The sequence below is a fragment of the Catellatospora vulcania genome, from assembly GCF_009720385.1.
Lineage (GTDB): Bacteria > Actinomycetota > Actinomycetes > Mycobacteriales > Micromonosporaceae > Catellatospora > Catellatospora vulcania.
On sequence record NZ_ML769301.1, the window covers coordinates 13,250 to 30,946 of the forward strand.

Below are 17,697 nucleotides of genomic sequence, written 5' to 3' on the forward strand. Positions count from 1 at the left end.
CTGTTTCGGCGGTGGAGGTCGCCTCGCCTGGCCGGACATGCGCGTGCGCCTCGCGGATGGGGGCGAGGGCACACGGCCAGTGGCCGGGTGACGTGTCCGGCCATACGAGATGCTCGACGCCGTGCCGTTTGATCTGGTGACGGCGCTGTCCGGCACCGGCGATCGGCAGTGCGCACGACACGACGGCGGAAGTTTTCGTTGACAGCTGATCAGTTGTTAACTACCTTCATCGACACCTGTATCTGACGTGTTTGCACGGTTTCGTCGCCTGAACAGTCAGCGTCCCGGACGGCGGCCGAGCGCACCGCGCACCGACCTGCCCGCACGGAGGAACCGATGAAGCAACGCATCCTGATCGCGCGGCTGGCCGCTGCAGCGCTGGCGACCGCGGCCATGGTCGCCATGTCCGGCTCACCGGCCGCAGCGTGGAGCTACGGCGTCAACCGGGTGCAGACCGCCGCGGAGGACTCCTGGGCCCAGACCGGGATGGGCCCCGGCTGGGTGCTGCTCAGCTACAAAGCCAACGGGCCGATGGTGGGCTACCTGTTCGCGCGGGACTTCGTCTTCGCCGACGGCACCGTCAAGACCAGCTTCGACCACATGGACATCCGCGACACCGGCGACGCGGCCGCCGGCAACACCGAGGGCATCACCCGCTGGCCGTGGGGATTCGCCGGCGGCAGCTTCGACGGCTGCGCATACGCCTACGGCACCCGCAAGTTCGCCATCGAACGCACCGGCTTCAGCTCCAGCAGCTGCGCCAACGGCCCCAGCGTCGTCGGATCCAGCAACTCCGACGGCTCGCCGGACACGCTGCGCTGGTGGCACTCCGAGCAGGTGTTCTGCACCGCGAACGCGACCGACGCGCTGTGCAGCCCGTGGGGCGTGTGGAGCGAGAACAAAGGCGGCGGCCTGAAGGTCACCACCGCGCGAAGCGACTGCCCCGCGTACGGCAACATCGGCGCAGCGGCCGCCTACGGCTCCGGCGCAGGCCTGCCCACCCATCGGCTCGGCACCGCTCCCGCCGGCGCGCAGATCGACATCCGATACGTGACCAAGGACCGCCAGTGGGCCATGGCGAAGTGGAACGGGCACCGGTTCGCCGCCGGCATCGCCTGGGCGTTCCTGCCACGCTCCTGCCTCTGGTGACCTCCCTCCCGCGGCACGACCGTCAACCACCACAGCCAGGGGAGAAGCACATGGGCGCACCCGCACACCCGCCAGTCGTGGTCCCACCGGTCCGCAACGCCGGCGACGGCGGGCGGCTGCCCGCCTGGGTGACGCTGCTGTGGCTTACCGTGTTCGCCGGCGCCGTGCTGCCGCCCCCTGCGGCCCACGCCTCCCACCCGAACCCGAGCTCGCTCAAACACCAGCACAACTTGCACTACGCATCCGCCAACCCCGACGGACCCGGCGCCTACGACGAGCAGTTCTGCATCGAGTCGCACGACACCTCCAAGGTCAGCAACAGCGCGGGCAGGTCGTTCGTCGACCAGACCCTGACCCGGATGGGATCGGGCAGGGTCTGGGACGGGCTCGGCGGCTGGCGTATCGACCTGTGGCCCACCACCGCCAACTGCACCTCCTACTCCTCGGCCACGCGGGCCACCATCGAACTCGAGGTCCACTACGGCTGGGACTGGAGCAGCACCTGCGGCGGAACCGTCGGCTACTACAACTGCGTGGTGCACGACAACGCCGTATGGAACGCCGACTACGGCCACTACGACAGTCGATGGACCTACGTGTACCTGGTCTTCAGCTCAGGCGGCCGCCTCGACGACGTGGGACGGGCGTTCATCAACCACGAGTTCGGGCACGTGTTCGGCCTTGCCGACGACAACGGAGCCTGCAGCCCGCCCAGCCTGATGCACAGCACCGTCGTCGGCTACGGCTGCGGCAACTGGCCCAACTGGTATCCCAGCCCAGCCGACTACCAGTCCGTCGTCAACCTCATGGGCTGACCGAGAAAGCCAGGTGCGGACATGAGGCGAACAGCGCTGGGGGTACGGGTGCTGACGACCCTGACGGCCGCCGTCGTGCTCGCTGCGGTCGCCGTGGGGCTGGCGCTGGCGTCGGACCACGAGCACCGAGATGAGGCCGGTCCCCGCCTGGACACCGCCAGCGGACTGCTGGTCAGCGACCGTTCGGCGCTGCGGATGTGTGTACAAGGCATGTCCGATGCCGACGGGCAGGGCGTCACGCGGTCCGCTGTCATGGCCGGGCTGCAACAGGCCATGCGGCACCCGGACTGGCGCGGCGCCTACGGCCCAAGCCAGGTGAACGCGTCGGTGGTGCTCGACTTCGCCTGCCCGGCGCCGCGGCTTCCGGTCCGGTACGAACCGAGGACGACCGTGGCCGGGCCCGGTCTGACCGCCACGCCCAGCCCTTACCGCGTCTGGATCTACGTCCTCGACGAGCCGGCCGCCGACCGCATCCTGGGCATCGGCGAGACGACCGCGGTCGCGCCCGCCGAACTGATGCGCGAGTCCACGACCGTGTTCCCCGTGTCCACCGCCCTGATCATCCGGGCGAGCGCGCTCGGCGATGCGAACACCACCACGGGCGGCCTTCTGGCGGCGCTCGGCCTGGACCCGGCCCGGCGCTGAACCAGTGCCGGGCCGGAGAGCGCGCTCGACTACCGGCTCAGCCCTGCCTGGTCGATCCGGCGGTGGTAGCGCATTCCGGCACGACCGCCGAGGACCGCGCCGATCAGCGCCACCGCCGCCAGCACGATCGCCGTCACTATCCCGGCCGCGGTGAGGTCACCCTCGTTGACCGGCAGCCGCGGGAACCCGTTGAGCCGCGACAGGACGTCGTACTGGTCACCGAGGATCGCCCCGGCCACCGCCACGACGACCGCGATCAGGATCGACCACAGCCACACCGCGACGCCCTGCTTCACGCCGTCGAAGCGGGCCATCCGGGCGGCCACGTAGCCCCCGCAGTAGTACGACACGAACAAGATCACCAGCAGCGCGATGATGCCGGCAATTCCGATCGACGTGGCGGTGTCGGTGACCGCGCTCGTGGCGTCCTGCACCACACTGTTGTCTGCGGCCGCGAGCCCGATCGCCGTTCCGGCAGCAGCCAGCAACGCCGTCAGCAGCACCGCCGTGCCCATCGCGGTCAGCCAGCCGAAGAAGGCCGAGCCGAACCTCACCCCGCCGAAACGGTCACCTTCACGGGTGATCACCATCTCCCGCGCCTCGCCGACGCGGTACGTCTCGATGGTCTCCGCCGGTCGCCGATCATCGACCGGCCCACCGTTAGCGGGTCCGGCCTCATAGTTGGCGCTCATATCTCTCCACCCCCGTATGTGCTGTGTCGGGAATGCCGTACCCGGTGCCTGAGCGATCAACACCCCGAAGCCAGCCTGTCTCACCCTCTGAGCTGGTATTTCTCTCCGTGTAGGGCCGGTTCCCTGGCTGTGGCCGGTCTGTGCGACAGAAAACTGCTCTGGACGCCGGGGGAGAGGTCAATGAGGCGCTGCTGCTCGACGCCGGCGACGTTCAACCTGATCGGCAATGACGTTCTGGGCCTGGTTCGCGCCGCCTCACAAGCCCCACCCCCCGCGGGCGACCACGCCAGGCGTGGCTGGACGCGATCGCACTCGTGTGCCGCGCACCGTTCCTGGCCCAGAACGTGGTCCACGCCCAGCGCTGCCGGCAGCCATCGGCTCGCCCGGCCGACGGAGCGCCGGGTGCAGCAGCCGGGTGGCCACCGCCGACAGCGGTCGGCGCTTGCCGCGGCGTCAACCGCGAACCGGCGGGCCGTCCAGCCGGCGACTCAGGACGTCGATCATCGCGTTGGCGGCGGCCAGCTGGTATTCCAGCTCCACGATGCGGACCGCGGCGTCCAGCCGGACGCCGCCGTCGACCAGGTGTCGAGCGCGGTCGGCTCGCTGCAGGTCGTCCTGGCTGTAGCGGCGGTGCCCGCCGCCGGAGCGGTGCGACTGGAACAGGCCCGCGGTCTCCACGGCCCGCAGGAACGCCGGTGTCACACCGATGGCCTGTGCCGCTGTGCCCATGGCGTATCCAGGGAAGTCGGCGTCGCCCAGCGCGGGGGTGCGAGGCCCGCTCTGCGTCGTCTCGTTCATGGCCGGGTCCGTCCTTTACGGGTCGGCCCCGAGCGGCGCAGGGTTTGCTGCTCGGGGCCGAACGGATCGGTTGCGATCAGGTCGCGGCACCGGCCTTGGCGCGATCGCGCTCCGAGACCGCCTGACTGCTGATCATCTTGTGTCCGCCGTGCGAGTCCAGCGCGGCGTCGCGGTTGCGGGTGACCTCGATCCGGCGCGGCTTGGCGCGCTCGGCGACCGGGATGGTCAGCGTGAGGACGCCGTCGCGGTAGTCGGCACGGATCGCCTCGACGTCGAGCCCGTCGCCCAGCACCAGCTGACGGCTGTAGCTTCCGGCCGGCCGCTCGGACACCAGGTAGGTGGCGTCGTCGGGATCGTTGCGGTGCCGCTGGCCGCGCACGGTCAGGGTGCCGTTCTCCGCGGACACCTCCAGGCTGTCGATGTCGATGCCCGGCATGTCGAAGCGGACCACGAACGTGTCGCCCGTGCGCAGGCAGTCCATCGGCATCGGCGCAGGAGTGCGCGCGGTCCCGAACACCTCACCGGCGAGCCGGTCGAAGTCGCGGAACGGGTCGAAACGCATCATGATCAACACACCTCCCAAATGAGTGCTTCAGCAAGACTGTTGCTTGCTCGACACAAATTCTACAGCTGCCAGACCAGATTTCAAGCATCCCTCATGGAACTTTTCCTTCCGTGTACCGCGCAAGGACGCTACCGGTCACGTCCGTGCCAGTACGGCGGACGCCAGACGACCCGGAAGCCGTGGGACGGCAATGCCGGACCTGTGACCTGCGCTGATCGTGCGCGGCAAAGCTGGCATCGCCCGGCTGAGCGGCAGGTTTGACCGACGGAGGCGATGGAGACACCGCTGTTCAGGCGGTCGTCGTCGACACGTCGAGCAGAGACGGCCATCATGTCGACGTCCACGGTGGTCGACCGGAGACCGCGGCCCGACCACTCCGGCGACGGCACCGGGCCCGACCCACTGCGGGAGGTATTCGTGCCGCTCACCCCGGACGAGCGCCGGCGGCTGCGTGATATCGAACGCCAGCTGGCCCGCGACGATCCCACCTTTGCGACGTCGATGGGCGGCCACGAAGCACCGCCCGAAGGACCGTTTCGCCGGCGGGCGCTCTGGTGGTCATTGGCCCCACTGGCCGCGATGGCGGCAGCGGTAGTCGTGGCATTCGTAGTCGACGTCTCCTACGCGGCCATCATTTTGTTGTTCATGCTCGCCGCCAGCGCCTTCCTGCGCATCGGACTGCGCGGCCGAGCACGCTTGGACCCACCGGACGACTTCCGGCACCGCGACACCTGAGCGCCAGGCCCTGCACGGGAGTTCTCCGCTCGCATTGATGGACGGCCAGCCCGGTAGCGACATCGACATCGCCGACGCGATCTTCCCGTGCGGCTACAGCATCGCCGAGACCCGGGCCGTCCTGTGGACCAGACATGGACCGCTCGCTATCCGGTACGCCGGTCAGGTCACCGGTGGAACAGGTGTCCCTGGCGCAGTTGGTCGAGGATCTTCGCCCTGGTCTCGGGCCGCTTGGCCTGGTTGAAGCGACCGATGTAGGCGTAGCGGTTCGTCCGGTTCATCGCCTCGATCGCCTGCAGCGCCTGCGGGTCGGCGGCGATCTCGGCTGGGACCTGAGCGGTGGCGGGGCCGTGGTAGGCCGCATCCCACCGGCCGTCGGCCTTGGCCAGGTCGATCTGAGCCTGGCCGGCGGGACGCATCCGTCCACTTTCGATCAGCGCCGCCGCCTTCTCTGTGTTGATCTTCGACCAGATGCTGCGTTTGCGCCGCGGGGTGTACCGCTGCTGGTAAAAGGCATCGTCGATGCGCTTGGCCTGCCCGTCGATCCAGCCGAAGCACAGACTGGTCTCCACGGCTTCGGCATAGGTGAGCGAGGCTACACCGCTGCCCTTCTTGGCGAACTTGATCAGGATGCCAGGGCAGGTCGCGTGCTCGCGCTCCAGCCACTGCTCGAACTCCTGCTGCGAGGCAAAGCTCCTCAGTTCCAGTTCGTCGGCCACCAGGCCATTCTGCCTCGCCCGTACGACAGGCAACCGCCGGCCGCGAAGCCGGTCTGTTGCACGGTTGCACCGGCCACCGATTTCGGCAGAGGTGAGGTCCACGGATGACGTGACATGTGCAGTTCCGGGCAGCGTCGTCGGCAACTCACCGAGCTGATCGGGCCGGCGGCGCCGGTCGGACGGACCCGCGCTGCCGGTGGACCTGCCAGCCGGTGGCGACCACCGCGATCGCGAGGCCGGCCACCGGCCCGGCCGGCGAGCCGGCGACGGTCAGCGCGGTCGCGGCCAGTCCGGCGGGCAGCCAGGTCCAGACCGGCACCAGCCGTGCCGGTCGGCCCTGTCGCCGCCGCCAGCCCTCGACCGCCATCGGGATGATCAGCGGTGGCAGGGTGGCGGCCAGCACGGTCAGCCAGGTCAGTAGCGCCCGGTCGAAGCGCGCCGCGGCCAAAGTGCCGCCGAGGACCGCGACGATCGCCATCCCGGCGGTGGCCGACAGCCGGGGCCAGAACGCCCGCAACGCGAGCGCGCCGGAGAACGTGGTGGTCAGCGCGGGCGCGAACACCCCGACGGTGACGAAGATGTTGCCGTAGACCGCGGTGCCAGGCGCGTTGGCCAGCACCGCGACCACGTCGGCGCTGCCGGTGCGCAGCCAGACTCCGGCGCCGGCCGCGGTGACCGCGATAGCCGGCCCGACCAGCAGCGCCACGCAGATCGCCAGGTCCCGTCGGGTGGCCAGGCCACGGCTGAAGTCCGGCGCGCGCAGCGCGAACACCGCGACGTAGCCGCCGATCGCGGCGATGTCGGCGAGGGTGGCCCAGCCGCCCGGGTCGGCGGTCACCGGCGCGGCGTCCGGGCGCAGCAGCAGGACGCACACCGCGACCAGTGCCAGCGCCGCGACCGTGGTCAGCACGGCGATCCGGTTGTTCCACCGGCCCGGCACGAACGACGCGGCCAGCACGGTGGCGGCCAGCAGCAGCGCGCCGACCGGACCGGGCAGCCCGGTGACCTTGGCCAGCGAAGCGCCGCCCAGGCCGACGTTGAAGCCGTTCCAGCCGATCATCGCGGCGGCGAGCACCGCGCCGAGCAGGATGCCGGCCCGGTCCGGCAGGTAGCGCGGAGCCAGTTCGGTGAGGGCGGCGTCCTCCCCGTACGGCCGGCGTAGCCCCAACGCGCCCTGCCCGAACAGCAGCGCCGCCATCAGGGCCGCGCCGCCGAGCAGCGCGAGCAGCGGGACGGCGCCGTCGTGCCGGCGGGCCATCCCGGCGCCCAGGATCAGCGCGGCGGGCGCGGCCCCGAGCCCGAGCCAGGCGCCTGCTGCCGCGCTCCATCGGCGGGCCGGCGCCTGTGCCCCGGTCAGTGGTTCGCTCCCGCCCCGAGCAGGCCGCGGATTTCGGTGGCGTACCGGTCGAAGCGCTGGTCGGACATCACCTTGGCGTAGTCGCGTTCGGCCGGCAGGTCGACGTCGATGGTCCGCATGATCCGGCCGGGCCGGGGGCTCATCACCTCGACCCTGGTGCCCAGGAAGACCGCCTCGGCGATGGAGTGCGTGACCAACAGGATGGTGGTGCCGGTCTCCCGCCAGATCCGGTTGAGCTCGGCGTTGAGCTGCTCGCGGGTCAGCGCGTCCAGTGCGCCGAACGGCTCGTCCATCAGCAGCACCGACGGCTGGTGCAGCAGCGCGCGGCACAGGGCCACCCGCTGCTGCATGCCGCCGGACAGCTCGTGCGGCAGCGCGTCTTCGAAGCCGGTGAGCCCGGTGAGGCCGATCAGCTCGTCGGCGCGCCGGGCTGCCTGCCGCCGGTCCATGCCGCGGATCTCGGCCTGCAGCAGGATGTTCTTGCGCGCGCCCCGCCAGTCCAGCAGGGCGGCGCGCTGGAACACGTACCCGATGTCCTTCTGGGCGCCGGTGACCGGCCGTCCCATCAACGAGACCGTGCCGGAGGTCGGCGCCACCAGCCCTGCGACGATCTTGAGCAGGGTGGACTTGCCGCAGCCGGACGGGCCGACGATGGTCACGAACTCGCCGGGGGCGACCCGCATCGTGACGTCGTCGACCGCGACGGTCTGGGTGCGCTTGGACTGGAAGCGCACGGTCAGGCCGGTGATGTCCACCGCCGGCGCGGCCGTTGACGGGACGGTCATCGGTTCAGCCCTTCGTCGCGAACGTGCCGGACCAGTACTTGCTCGGCGCGCCCGCGTCCTTCAACTCGGCGTGTGTGGTCATCAGGTTGATGGTCTCGGTCCACTTGGCCTCGGCGTTGACGCCCGGCGACGCCGTGTCGACCAGCGGCAGGCACAGCGTGAGCTGCTTGATCAGCACGTCTTTGGCCGGCTCGTTCTCGGCGAGCTTCTCCATCGCGGCAGCGGCGGCCGGGATGTCCTTGGCTGCCTCGGCCCAGGACTTCTGGGTGGCCCGGACGAAGGCCTTCACCAGTTCCGGATCCTTGGCCAGGGTGTCGTCGTGCACGACCAGGCCGGTGCCGAGCAGGTTGAGCCCGAAGTCGGCGAACAGCAGATGGTTGACCTTCTTGCCGGTCTTGGCCTCGATGGTCGGGGCCTGGTCGTGGAAGAAGCCCTGGATCGCGTCGACCTTGCCTTCGGCCAGCGCGGCGATCTTCCCGGCCGCGTCGACGTTGACCACCTTCACCTCGGCGGGGTCGACGCCGTTGGCCTTGAGCAGCGCGGGGAAGGTCGCATACATCGCGTCTCCCGGCGTGCCGCCGACGGTTTTGCCCTTGAGGTCGCTGATCTTGGTGATGTTCTTGTCGGCGAGGAACTCGACCGACGACGGCCCCTTCTGCAGGAACACCCCGACGCTCTTCACCTTCATCCCGGTGGTGATGGCCTTGAGCAGCGGGGGAGTGTCGGCCCAGCCGAAGTCGGTCTGCTGCTGGGCCACGGCCTGGATGGTCTTGCCGGAGCCGCCGCCCGGCTTGATCGCCAGGTCGATGCCCTCGGCCTGGTAGAAGCCCTTGTCGAGGCCGTAGTAGAACGGCGCATGCTCGCCGTACGGGACCCAGTTGAGGGTCAGCGTGACCTTCTTGTTCTCGCCGGGCGCGGCGGGCTGGTCGTTGGTGCCCGGAGCACAGGCGGCGGCGCCCAGCAGCAGCGCGAACGCGGCCGCCAGCACGGGAAGTCTGGTCATCAGGTTGGTCCTCCTAGCGCGGCGACGGGAGGCTAATCCCCGTCAGGATGTGGTGAGCGGGACCCCGGACCGCCTGCTGGCGTGCCACGGGATGAGTGCTGCCTCGGTCACCTCGACGATCGCGAACAGCACGATGCCGATCAGTGACATCAGGAACAGGTCGGCGAACAGCAGGGCCGAGTCGAGGTTGCCGTTGGCAAGCAGGAGCACGTATCCCAGGCCTTCGTTCGCGCCGACGAACTCGCCGACCACGGCGCCCACCACCGCGAGGGTGACGGCCACCTTCACCCCGGCCATCAGGTGCGGCAGGGCATTGGGGAATCTGATCTTCCGGAAGGTCTGCCACGGGCTCGCGCCCATGGTCTTGGACAGGTCCACCAGTTCGGGGTCGGTGGACCGCAGCCCGGCCACCCCGGAGATGACCACCGGGAAGAAAGCGATCAGCACCGCGAGAATGATCTTCGGGGTAAGGCCGAAGCCGAACCATACGATCAGCAGCGGAGCGATGGCGATCTTGGGAATGACCTGAGCGAACAGCACTATCGGGTAGAGCGCCCGCTCCATGGTGCGCGAGTAGGCGATCAGGACGGCGGTGAGCAGGCCCAGCAGCACGGCCAGCACGAAGCCGATGACGGTCTCGTAGAGCGTGACGTAGGTGTTCAGCCAGAGGAATGCTCGTTTCTCGACCATCGTCTGCCACACCTGCGCCGGGGTCGGCACCAGGTAGTGCGGGACGGCGCCGCTCTCCGACAGCACCCACCACCCCGCGAACACGATGCCCAGCAGCAGCGCGGGCCGCCACAGCGCATCGCCGAACCGGACCAGCCGCGTCAGTGGCTGGACGGAGGTTCGCCGGGTCAGCGTGGGTTGACCGGCTGCGCGCGCCGACGCGCTGCCAGCGGTTGATCCACTTGCTGATCCATGGCGCACGAGGGCTCCTCCTGGACGGACGGAAAGTTTCCTGGCGATTGCAGGCAAGCGCTTTCCGATGAACGGACCCTAAAGAGGATGTCGTCCCTCAGGCAAGGGCTGTCCGGACGGATCTTTATATATTTACATGAAATGTTTGCAGGATCGTGGAACAGCCGGACCCGCTACCGGATCGGGTAGGTGTTCAGCAGCCCGCACATGCCGTGCCGGCCCTGCTCGCCGGGCGCGGCGAAGCCATGCACCGCGGCGTCGGCCAGATGATCGGATCGTCCGGCGGCCAACGCGTCCAGCTGGGCAGCGGTGTCCTGCGCCGCCCGCAACGCCCCGGCGGCGAACCGCTCCCGCCAGCGGGGTAGGTGCGGCGCCACCAGCCGAGCGGCTGCTTGGTGGAAGTCGCGCAGCGGCCCGAGGTCACCGGCGTCGGCCGCCGCCCGTAACTGCTCGAACCCGAGCACCGCGAGATCGCGCCGGGCGTACGCGGCGGCCAGCGTCGCGCTGGGCGTGCCATCGGCGGGCGGGGCGTCGTCCGGAGCGCCGCCGCCGGGCAGGGTGGCGGCCGCGGCGTAGCGCTGCGGGTCGGCCAGCACCGAGGGTGGAAACGTCAGCACCGCGTCGCCGGCCTCCGGCAGCCCGCTGTTCTGCATCAACACGGTGATCTCCAGGCCGCCGTGGTTGACCAGGCGATGGATGGTGCCCGGGGTGAACCAGGCCACCGTGCCGGGCCGCAACGGCGTCTGCCGGAAGCCGCTCATCGTCAGCGTCTGGACCGCACCGGCGCCGGCCTGCACCACGTACCCCTCGGTGCAGCACAGATGAAGGTGCGGGGTGCCGCCCACCAGGCCGTCGGGCGCGGTGGTGTCGTACACCCGCAGCTGCGAGACGCCCACCCCGCCGGGCAGCGGCGCGATGCCGGCCGGGGAACCCGGCTCAGTCGAAGTATTCATCGTTGTCGTTCGCAGCGGGCAGGCAGACCACCAGGGCCCGCAGGTCGCCCAGCGCCCGGTGCCGGGTGCCGGGCGGGATCAGGAACGCCGACATCGGCTTCGCCGGATGGCGTACGCCATCGAGCTCCACCTCGCCGACACCGTCGAGGATCACGTACACCTCGGTCGCGATCCGGTGGTGGTGCGTGATCGCCCGGTCGACCTGCAGCAGGTGGACGCTCACCGCGCCGCCGGACTCCTGCGCGAACGCCCGCCGGGTGGTGCCGCATGAGCACTGCCTGGGGGCGATCTCGTCCAGCGCGGTCGTGGCGCTGCTGGCCGGTTCCGGGGTCGTCATCCCGCGGCTCCTCGTCGTCGGTCGCGCCTCAGGTAACCGCCGGGAAAGGGTTTTCCCGGCGGTGGCTAGACGCTAATGTGCCGCGTAGATGAACGTCAACGTTTCGATGGACGAGGTCTACCTCCGGAGGTGTTTCACGAGGCGACAGCAGTGAGGTCCTTGAGAACACGACGTGGCGGCGCACGTCCCCCTGCGTCAGGCAACCCGCCTGATCCATCCGTCATCCGGGCCTGCGCGTGCGCTGCCGTCCGGGTGCGATCGCGAGAAGGATCGCCATGAGTTCTCCCACCGTCCCTGAAGTCGCCCGCCGGCGGCGGGCTCCAGCCCTCGCCCTGGGGCTGAGTCTGGCGCTGCTGCCCCTGGCTGTGCCCGGGTCCGCACACGCCGCGATCCCTCCGCAGGATCCCGGAGTCACCTTGCGCACCTACAGCCTCAGCACAGCTCTGAACGGGCTGTGCACGCTCAAACCCGGGCAGACCCCCAACTTCGACAAGCTGATGCCGCTGATCAACTGGTCGACCCAGGCCGACTTCGGCATCGCCGACAGCTTCCTCACCCAGGTCGTCGCGAACATCAACATCACCACCGCCGGCTCGTACGTCTTCCGGCTGACCAGCGACGACGGCTCCCGCCTGCGCATCGACAAGAGCACCGTCGTCGACGACGACGACTCCAACAGCACCTTCACGACCGTCGTCAACCACGACGGCGTGCACGGCGCGTCACCGAAGGACGGCACCGTCGACCTGTCCGCCGGCTACCACAAGCTGCGCATCGAACACTTCGACAACACCGGCGGGCAGGCGCTCAAACTGGAGTGGCAGCCACCCGGCTCCGCGCAGTTCGCCGTCGTGCCGACCGCCGCGCTGAGCACCGAATCCGGAGTCACCCGGGTGACCGCGCCGGGGACCAAGGAATGCGTAGAGGGCGGCGACGCCCCGGGCGACGGGCTCCCACTGAACGCGGTGCACCCGAACTACACCCTGACCGACCTGCGTCCCAGCGGGTTCCAGCCGAAGGTCACCGGCATGGACTGGCTGCCCGACAACCGGCTGGCCATCACCACCTGGGGCGGCGACTACGGCACCACCCATCCGCTCGGCGAGGTCTACCTGCTGGGCAACGTCATCGGCACCACCTCTGCCGCGCAGGTGACGGTGAAGAGGATCGCCACCGGGATGCAGGACCCGATGGGCATCAAGTACGTGGACGGCAAGCTGTACGTCACCGAGCGGTCCCGGCTGGTCGAGCTGAACGACACCAACGGCGACGAGATCATCGACAACAAGCGCACCGTGGCGACCTGGCCGTTCGGCGGGACCTACCACGAGTTCGCATTCGGCCTGCTGTACAAGGACGGCTTCTTCTACCTCAACCTGTCGGTGCAGATCACTCCCGGCGGGCGCACCACCAGACCCCAGCTCGCCGCCAACCGCGGCACCGCGATCAAGGTGAACAAGGCGACGGGCCAGGTCGAATACACGGCGAGCGGATTGCGTACGCCGAACGGCATGGGATGGGGTCCCGAAGGCGGCATCTTCGTCACCGACAACCAGGGCGACTGGCTGTCGGCCAACAAGCTCGTGCAGCTCAAGCCGGGCCGGTTCTTCAACCACTACAACGATCCGGCCGGACCGTTCGACACCAACGCCGTGACCCAGCCGGTCCTGTGGCTGCCGCACAACGAGATCGCGAACTCCCCGAGCACCCCGATCATGCTCACCCAGGGCCCGTTCGCCGGGCAGATGCTGTTCGGTGACGTCACCTACGGCGGCATCCAGCGCGGTTACCTGGAGAAGGTCAACGGCGAGTACCAGGGCGCGGTCTTCCGCTTCGCCCAGGGCCTGGAGGCCGGCATCAGCCGGCTCACCCTCGGCCCCGACGGCGCGATCTACGCGGGCGGCATCGGCGACGAACGCGCCAGCAGCAACTGGCGCCAGCAGGGCAAGCTCCGCTACGGCCTGCAGAAGCTGACCCCTGCCGGCAGCAACGCCTTCGACATCCTGGCGATGCGGGCGGTGGCCGGCGGCTTCGAGCTCGAATACACCCAGCCGCTGTCGGCCGCCACGCTGAGCGCGCTGACGTCGCGATACCGCGTCCAGCAATGGCGTTACACCCCGACCTCGGCCTACGGCGGGCCGAAGGTCGATCTCGAGACGCTGGGCGTCACGTCCGCCATCCCCTCGGCCGACGGCAGGAAGGTCACACTGCGCATCAACGGCCTGGAAGCCGGACGGGTGGTGCATGTCCACTCGCCGCGGCCGTTCAGCTCGGCCTCGGGGCAGTCCCTGTGGAGCACGGAGGCGTGGTACACCCTCAACGCGCTGGCCGGTGGCACCTATGAGGCCGAGCAGGCGGCACTCAGCGGCGCGAACGTGGGGACCGAACACTCCGGGCACAGCGGATCCGGCTACGCCGACTTCGCCGACACGGCCAACACCGGCGGGTACGTCGAATGGACGGTCAACGTGCCGACTGCCGGAGCCCACTCGCTGGCATTCCGCTACGCCAATGGCAAGACCGTCGACCGGCCGCTGGCCATCGCGGTCAACGGCACGGCTGTCAGCCCGGCGTTTCCGTTCCCGCCGACAGGCGCGTGGAGCACCTGGCGAACCGCATCGCTGACCACGACGTTGCCGGCCGGGCAGGTCAAGATCCGTGCGACCACGACGGGCGCCAACGGCAGCAACCTCGACCACGTGGTCGTCACGCCGGTACCTCGCATCTCGCTGTTCGACGGCACCGGTCTGGCGGCGTGGGAGAATGCGGACGGCAGCCCGGCGACCTGGCCGGTGGCCGGAGGATCCGTGGAATCGCTGGGCGGCAACATCCGCACCAGAGCGAAGTTCGGCGACTTCAAGCTGCATGGCGAGTGGCTGGAACCCGCCTACCCGCCGGAGGTGACCGGACAGGCCCGCGGCAACAGCGGGTTCTACCTTCAGGAACGCTACGAGATTCAGGTGCTGGACTCCTACGGTGACACCACCTTGGCCAACAATGAGGCCGGTGCCATCTACCTCAAGCGTGCCCCCGACCGGAACATGGCCACCGCACCCAACACCTGGCAGACGTTCGACATCTCGTTCCGCGCCGCGAGGTTCAGCGCGACGGGCACGAAACTCGAGGATGCCAGGGTCACCGTGGTGTGGAACGGCGTCGTCGTCCACAACAACGTCGCCGTCAACGGCTCGACCGGCAACGGCCAGCCCGAAGGGCCGACGCCTGGCTCCATAGGTCTGCAGGACCACGGCGACCCAGGCGCGAACCCCCGCTTCCGCAACATCTGGATCGAACCGCTGAGTTGACGCACTCTCTGGTGCCGCCGGTCTCCGCACGGCGGCGCCAGAGTGCTCAGCCCCGCTTTACCAGGTCCTCCGCGGTGCCCCCGATCCGCTGCAGCCGTCGCTGCTCGGCCGTGGTGATCGGCCGTACGAAGGCTTCCTGCCTCGGTCGAAGTGCGATTGACGTGGGTAGATGTATCGGCGTTGTATGCCTGTTCCGCTAAGCTCCGGCATCGTTGAGCTCTCAACAGGGCGGCGCCGTCCGGCCCGGCAAGGGGAACAGATGACCAAATCTGTGCGGGAGTCGTTCGCGCGGCAGCCCGAACCGGGCGGCCCGGTCGCGGTCGCGCTGTACGAGTGGCCGGCGTCTCGGGACCTGCTCGACATCCGCGACACCACGGCATACGGGCTCGATGCCGCGCCGGCCCGGCCGGTTCGCCCACGCTAGCCCGGTGCCGCCGGGTCAGCTCGTCTGGCGGGCTCACCCGCCGACGTTTCGGGCCGCGGCGGCTGAGGCTGCCACATGACGGGGTATTGCCGCCCGAGGTGGCCGATCATCCAGCCTCGCTGAACAGATCGCATCGACGCGAATGGGACAGGTGTACTGATGCTGGAGGTCGATCTGCTGGGGCCGGTCGAGGTCCGGGTGTCGGGTGAGGCCGTTCCGCTGTCGCCGCTGGAACGCAACCTGCTCGTCATCCTCGCGCTCACCAAGGGGACAGCCGTCTCCACGACCAGGATCATCGACTGCCTGTGGGGCACGCACCCCCCGGCGTCACCGAGGTCGCGGGTTCAGGGCCTGGTCTCCGCACTGCGCCGCAAGGTGGGCGCGGCCCTGCTGACCCGTCATCCCGGATACCTGCTCGATCCGGTGGCCTGCCTGGTGGACGTGGAGAGGTCGCAGGAGCTGGCGCGGCAGTCGCGTCTGGCCGAGTCACCAGGCGAGATCGCTCGCTGGCTCAGCCAGGCGCTGGCCGTCTGGCGCGGTGAGGCGCTGGACGGAATCGACGCGCCCGGCATCGACGTGGACCGCGTGCGCCTGGCCGAACTGCGGATCGCGTTGCTGGAGGAACGGTTCGCCGCAGAACTGGACGCCGGCAACCACGCGGAGGTGGTCGGCGAGATCGGCGCCGCGGTGGCCGAGCATCCGCTGCGGGAACGCCTGGCCGGACAGCTGATGACGGCGCTGGACCGATGCCACCGCCGAGCCGACGCGCTGAAGGCATACCAGGCGCTGCGGGACCGGCTCGTCGAGGAGCTGGGCAGCGACCCGTGCGCAGAACTCCGCAATCTACATGCTTGCATCCTTCGGGGAGAGGATGCCTACGCGCCATCGGCGGCTGACCATCCACGGCGCGGCGAGCTCAAACCGGCCCAGCTTCCGCCGAGCGTCGGTCACTTCACCGGCCGGAGCCGCGAGCTGTCTGTGCTCACCCGGGTGGGCCGGCCTGCGTCCGGGGCACAAGGTGGCGAACCTGTTCCGGGCCGGCGAACTCTACGGCGGCTTCCTCTACATCGAGGGCGCGCTGCACCACGCACCGGTCGACAACGTGCGGCTGCCCGTCGGCGGAGCGTCGAACGAGTACATCGTCCAGCTCATCGAAGACTTCGGCGTCGACGTGATCGCCAGCGAGCCGATGAAACTGGCGTCGCTGGCCGAGCACATCGTGCGGAGCCGATACTCGGCCGAACGCATCGAACTGGTTCTCTTCGCCGGCGACATCCTCTTCAACGACCTGCGGCCACTGCTGTCCAGGGCGTTTCCGAAGGCGGCCGTCGCCTCCCTCGGCTACGCGTCGGTCGACGCCGGCCTTGTCGGCGGCCCCGTGCCCGGCGAGGACGTGCGCATCCACGAAGCATTCCCCAACCGGACCGTGGTGGAGATCGTCGACGACGCCACGGGCGAACCGATCACCGAGCCCGGAGTAGCCGGCCGGGTCCTCGTCACCAACCTCTTCCGCACGCTGATGCCCATCATCCGCTACCCCGCGGGGGACCGCGCCGAATGGGTGGATCCCCAGTGCCGGCACTTCCGCCTGATGGGCCGCTCCGGCGAGGGCGCCCGGCTCGGCGCGGTGTCCATGCCCACCGAGGACATCAGGGACGTCCTCATCGCGGCCGACCCCGACCGGATCATCACGGGGATGCAGCTGGTCACGCGCCGCTGGGACGGCAGGAACGGCCTCATCCTCCGCCTGGCGAGCCTGGACGGGCCGCCCGCCGGGCTGACCGAGCGGCTGATCGAAGCCGTCTACGAGGCCCGCCCCTTGTATCCGGCCGAGGTCGAGGCCGGTGCCATCCACCATCTCCAGGTGGAATGGGTGGCCCGCGACGGGCTGGTGACCAATCCGCGCACGGGCAAGCTCGTCCAGGTCGTCGACGAGCGGCCTCTGCTCGAATGACCCGGCCTGCGCAGATCCGCAGACGCCGGCCCGGGCGCCCACTTTCGGTCTGATGGAAGTGGGAGGGCTACCCGGGGACTGTCCGCGCCGCCAGTGGGTAGAAGGACGGCGTACGTGACCGTGAGTAAGGAGGCCGTCGTGACGATGATGAACCCCACGCCGTGGGATCCATGGAACTACCACGAGACCCTGGACTACAAGCCCGTGGTCGAGGGCGGCGAGAGGGACCTCACCGGTTTCCGGGTGGAGGCCACCGACGGCTCGATCGGCAAGATCGACGAGCAGGCTGGTGAGGCCGGCTCGCGGATCCTCGTGGTCGACACCGGCCCGTGGATCTTCGGCAGCAAGGTGGTGCTGCCTGCCGGCGTCATCAAGAGCATCGACCTCGACGACGAGCGCGTCTACCTCACGTGCACCAAGGACCAGGTCAAGGACGCGCCCGAGTTCGAGGCCGACCGGCACCGGGACGGCGCCTACCTCGACTCGCTGGGCTCGTACTACGGCCAGTTCTGGCAGATCTGATCGCAGCGGTCGCGGGCG

At 69.5% G+C, this 17,697-nt stretch carries 18 protein-coding genes and 1 pseudogene; 9 read left to right on the forward strand and 10 right to left on the reverse strand.

Annotated elements, in window-relative coordinates; all coding sequences use genetic code 11:
• Nucleotides 1–336 precede the first annotated feature (336 nt).
• From F6W97_RS00055 to F6W97_RS00065, 3 genes are read left to right on the forward strand one after another with little or no spacing between them, the layout of a single operon-like run.
• Nucleotides 337–1,149, forward strand: a complete 813-nt coding sequence (locus F6W97_RS00055; RefSeq protein WP_155367997.1) for a hypothetical protein — start codon at nucleotides 337–339, stop codon at nucleotides 1,147–1,149.
• A gap of 50 nt (nucleotides 1,150–1,199) precedes the next feature.
• The gene (locus F6W97_RS00060; RefSeq protein WP_155367998.1) at nucleotides 1,200–1,964 is read left to right on the forward strand and encodes a hypothetical protein; all 765 of its coding nucleotides are present in this window, start codon (nucleotides 1,200–1,202) and stop codon (nucleotides 1,962–1,964) included.
• Nucleotides 1,965–1,985: 21 nt separating this feature from the next.
• Nucleotides 1,986–2,609, forward strand: coding sequence for a hypothetical protein (locus tag F6W97_RS00065; protein ID WP_155367999.1), 624 nt, complete (start codon nucleotides 1,986–1,988; stop codon nucleotides 2,607–2,609).
• A gap of 29 nt (nucleotides 2,610–2,638) precedes the next feature.
• Here F6W97_RS00065 and F6W97_RS00070 read toward each other — a convergent pair whose 3' ends face one another.
• The 3 genes from F6W97_RS00070 to F6W97_RS00080 form a co-directional block, all read right to left on the reverse strand.
• On the reverse strand, nucleotides 2,639–3,301 hold the full coding sequence (locus F6W97_RS00070) for a hypothetical protein (protein WP_155368000.1): 663 nt from the start codon (nucleotides 3,299–3,301) through the stop codon (nucleotides 2,639–2,641).
• Between the two features lie 453 nt (nucleotides 3,302–3,754).
• Nucleotides 3,755–4,099 (reverse strand): helix-turn-helix domain-containing protein, encoded by a 345-nt coding sequence (locus F6W97_RS00075; RefSeq protein WP_155368001.1) that lies wholly within the window; start codon nucleotides 4,097–4,099, stop codon nucleotides 3,755–3,757.
• Between the two features lie 76 nt (nucleotides 4,100–4,175).
• Nucleotides 4,176–4,664, reverse strand: a complete 489-nt coding sequence (locus tag F6W97_RS00080) for an Hsp20/alpha crystallin family protein (protein ID WP_330164948.1) — start codon at nucleotides 4,662–4,664, stop codon at nucleotides 4,176–4,178.
• Nucleotides 4,665–4,937: 273 nt separating this feature from the next.
• On the opposite strand from F6W97_RS00080, the gene F6W97_RS00085 reads away from it, so the two are divergent.
• Nucleotides 4,938–5,399: a DUF3040 domain-containing protein gene (locus tag F6W97_RS00085; protein ID WP_155368002.1), complete on the forward strand. Its 462-nt coding sequence runs from the start codon at nucleotides 4,938–4,940 to the stop codon at nucleotides 5,397–5,399.
• A 167-nt stretch (nucleotides 5,400–5,566) separates the two neighbouring features.
• Here the strand turns inward: F6W97_RS00085 and F6W97_RS00090 are convergent, their stop codons facing one another.
• The 7 genes from F6W97_RS00090 to F6W97_RS00120 form a co-directional block, all read right to left on the reverse strand.
• On the reverse strand, nucleotides 5,567–6,118 hold the full coding sequence (locus F6W97_RS00090) for a YdeI/OmpD-associated family protein (RefSeq protein ID WP_230686275.1): 552 nt from the start codon (nucleotides 6,116–6,118) through the stop codon (nucleotides 5,567–5,569).
• Between the two features lie 145 nt (nucleotides 6,119–6,263).
• Nucleotides 6,264–7,376, reverse strand: coding sequence for a purine-cytosine permease family protein (locus F6W97_RS00095; protein ID WP_155368003.1), 1,113 nt, complete (start codon nucleotides 7,374–7,376; stop codon nucleotides 6,264–6,266).
• 95 nt (nucleotides 7,377–7,471) lie between these two features.
• Nucleotides 7,472–8,260: an ABC transporter ATP-binding protein gene (locus F6W97_RS00100; RefSeq protein WP_155368004.1), complete on the reverse strand. Its 789-nt coding sequence runs from the start codon at nucleotides 8,258–8,260 to the stop codon at nucleotides 7,472–7,474.
• Nucleotides 8,261–8,264: 4 nt separating this feature from the next.
• Nucleotides 8,265–9,263, reverse strand: a complete 999-nt coding sequence (locus tag F6W97_RS00105) for an ABC transporter substrate-binding protein (protein ID WP_155368005.1) — start codon at nucleotides 9,261–9,263, stop codon at nucleotides 8,265–8,267.
• Between the two features lie 42 nt (nucleotides 9,264–9,305).
• Entirely contained in the window at nucleotides 9,306–10,193 is an 888-nt protein-coding gene (locus F6W97_RS00110) for an ABC transporter permease (RefSeq protein ID WP_230686276.1), read from the reverse strand.
• A gap of 164 nt (nucleotides 10,194–10,357) precedes the next feature.
• Nucleotides 10,358–11,137 carry a cupin domain-containing protein gene (locus F6W97_RS00115; protein ID WP_155368006.1) on the reverse strand — a complete coding sequence of 260 codons (780 nt, stop codon included), beginning with the start codon at nucleotides 11,135–11,137 and terminating at the stop codon, nucleotides 10,358–10,360.
• A complete protein-coding gene (locus F6W97_RS00120; RefSeq protein WP_155368007.1) occupies nucleotides 11,121–11,474 on the reverse strand; it encodes a cupin domain-containing protein in 354 nt (117 codons plus the stop codon). The genes F6W97_RS00115 and F6W97_RS00120 overlap by 17 nt, the downstream gene beginning before the upstream one ends.
• A gap of 275 nt (nucleotides 11,475–11,749) precedes the next feature.
• Between F6W97_RS00120 and F6W97_RS00125 the strand changes: the two genes are divergently transcribed.
• The 5 genes and pseudogenes from F6W97_RS00125 (at nucleotide 11,750) to F6W97_RS00150 (ending at nucleotide 17,679) form a co-directional block, all read left to right on the forward strand.
• Nucleotides 11,750–14,779, forward strand: a complete 3,030-nt coding sequence (locus F6W97_RS00125) for a 3-keto-alpha-glucoside-1,2-lyase-like domain-containing protein (RefSeq protein WP_155368008.1) — start codon at nucleotides 11,750–11,752, stop codon at nucleotides 14,777–14,779.
• Between the two features lie 259 nt (nucleotides 14,780–15,038).
• On the forward strand, nucleotides 15,039–15,203 hold the full coding sequence (locus F6W97_RS00130; RefSeq protein WP_155368009.1) for a hypothetical protein: 165 nt from the start codon (nucleotides 15,039–15,041) through the stop codon (nucleotides 15,201–15,203).
• 159 nt (nucleotides 15,204–15,362) lie between these two features.
• Nucleotides 15,363–16,004: pseudogene (locus F6W97_RS41485) on the forward strand (AfsR/SARP family transcriptional regulator); the annotation flags it as partial.
• A gap of 217 nt (nucleotides 16,005–16,221) precedes the next feature.
• On the forward strand, nucleotides 16,222–17,157 hold the full coding sequence (locus F6W97_RS00145) for a phenylacetate--CoA ligase family protein (protein WP_155368011.1): 936 nt from the start codon (nucleotides 16,222–16,224) through the stop codon (nucleotides 17,155–17,157).
• Nucleotides 17,158–17,271: 114 nt separating this feature from the next.
• On the forward strand, nucleotides 17,272–17,679 hold the full coding sequence (locus tag F6W97_RS00150; protein ID WP_230686277.1) for a PRC-barrel domain containing protein: 408 nt from the start codon (nucleotides 17,272–17,274) through the stop codon (nucleotides 17,677–17,679).
• Nucleotides 17,680–17,697 lie beyond the last annotated feature (18 nt).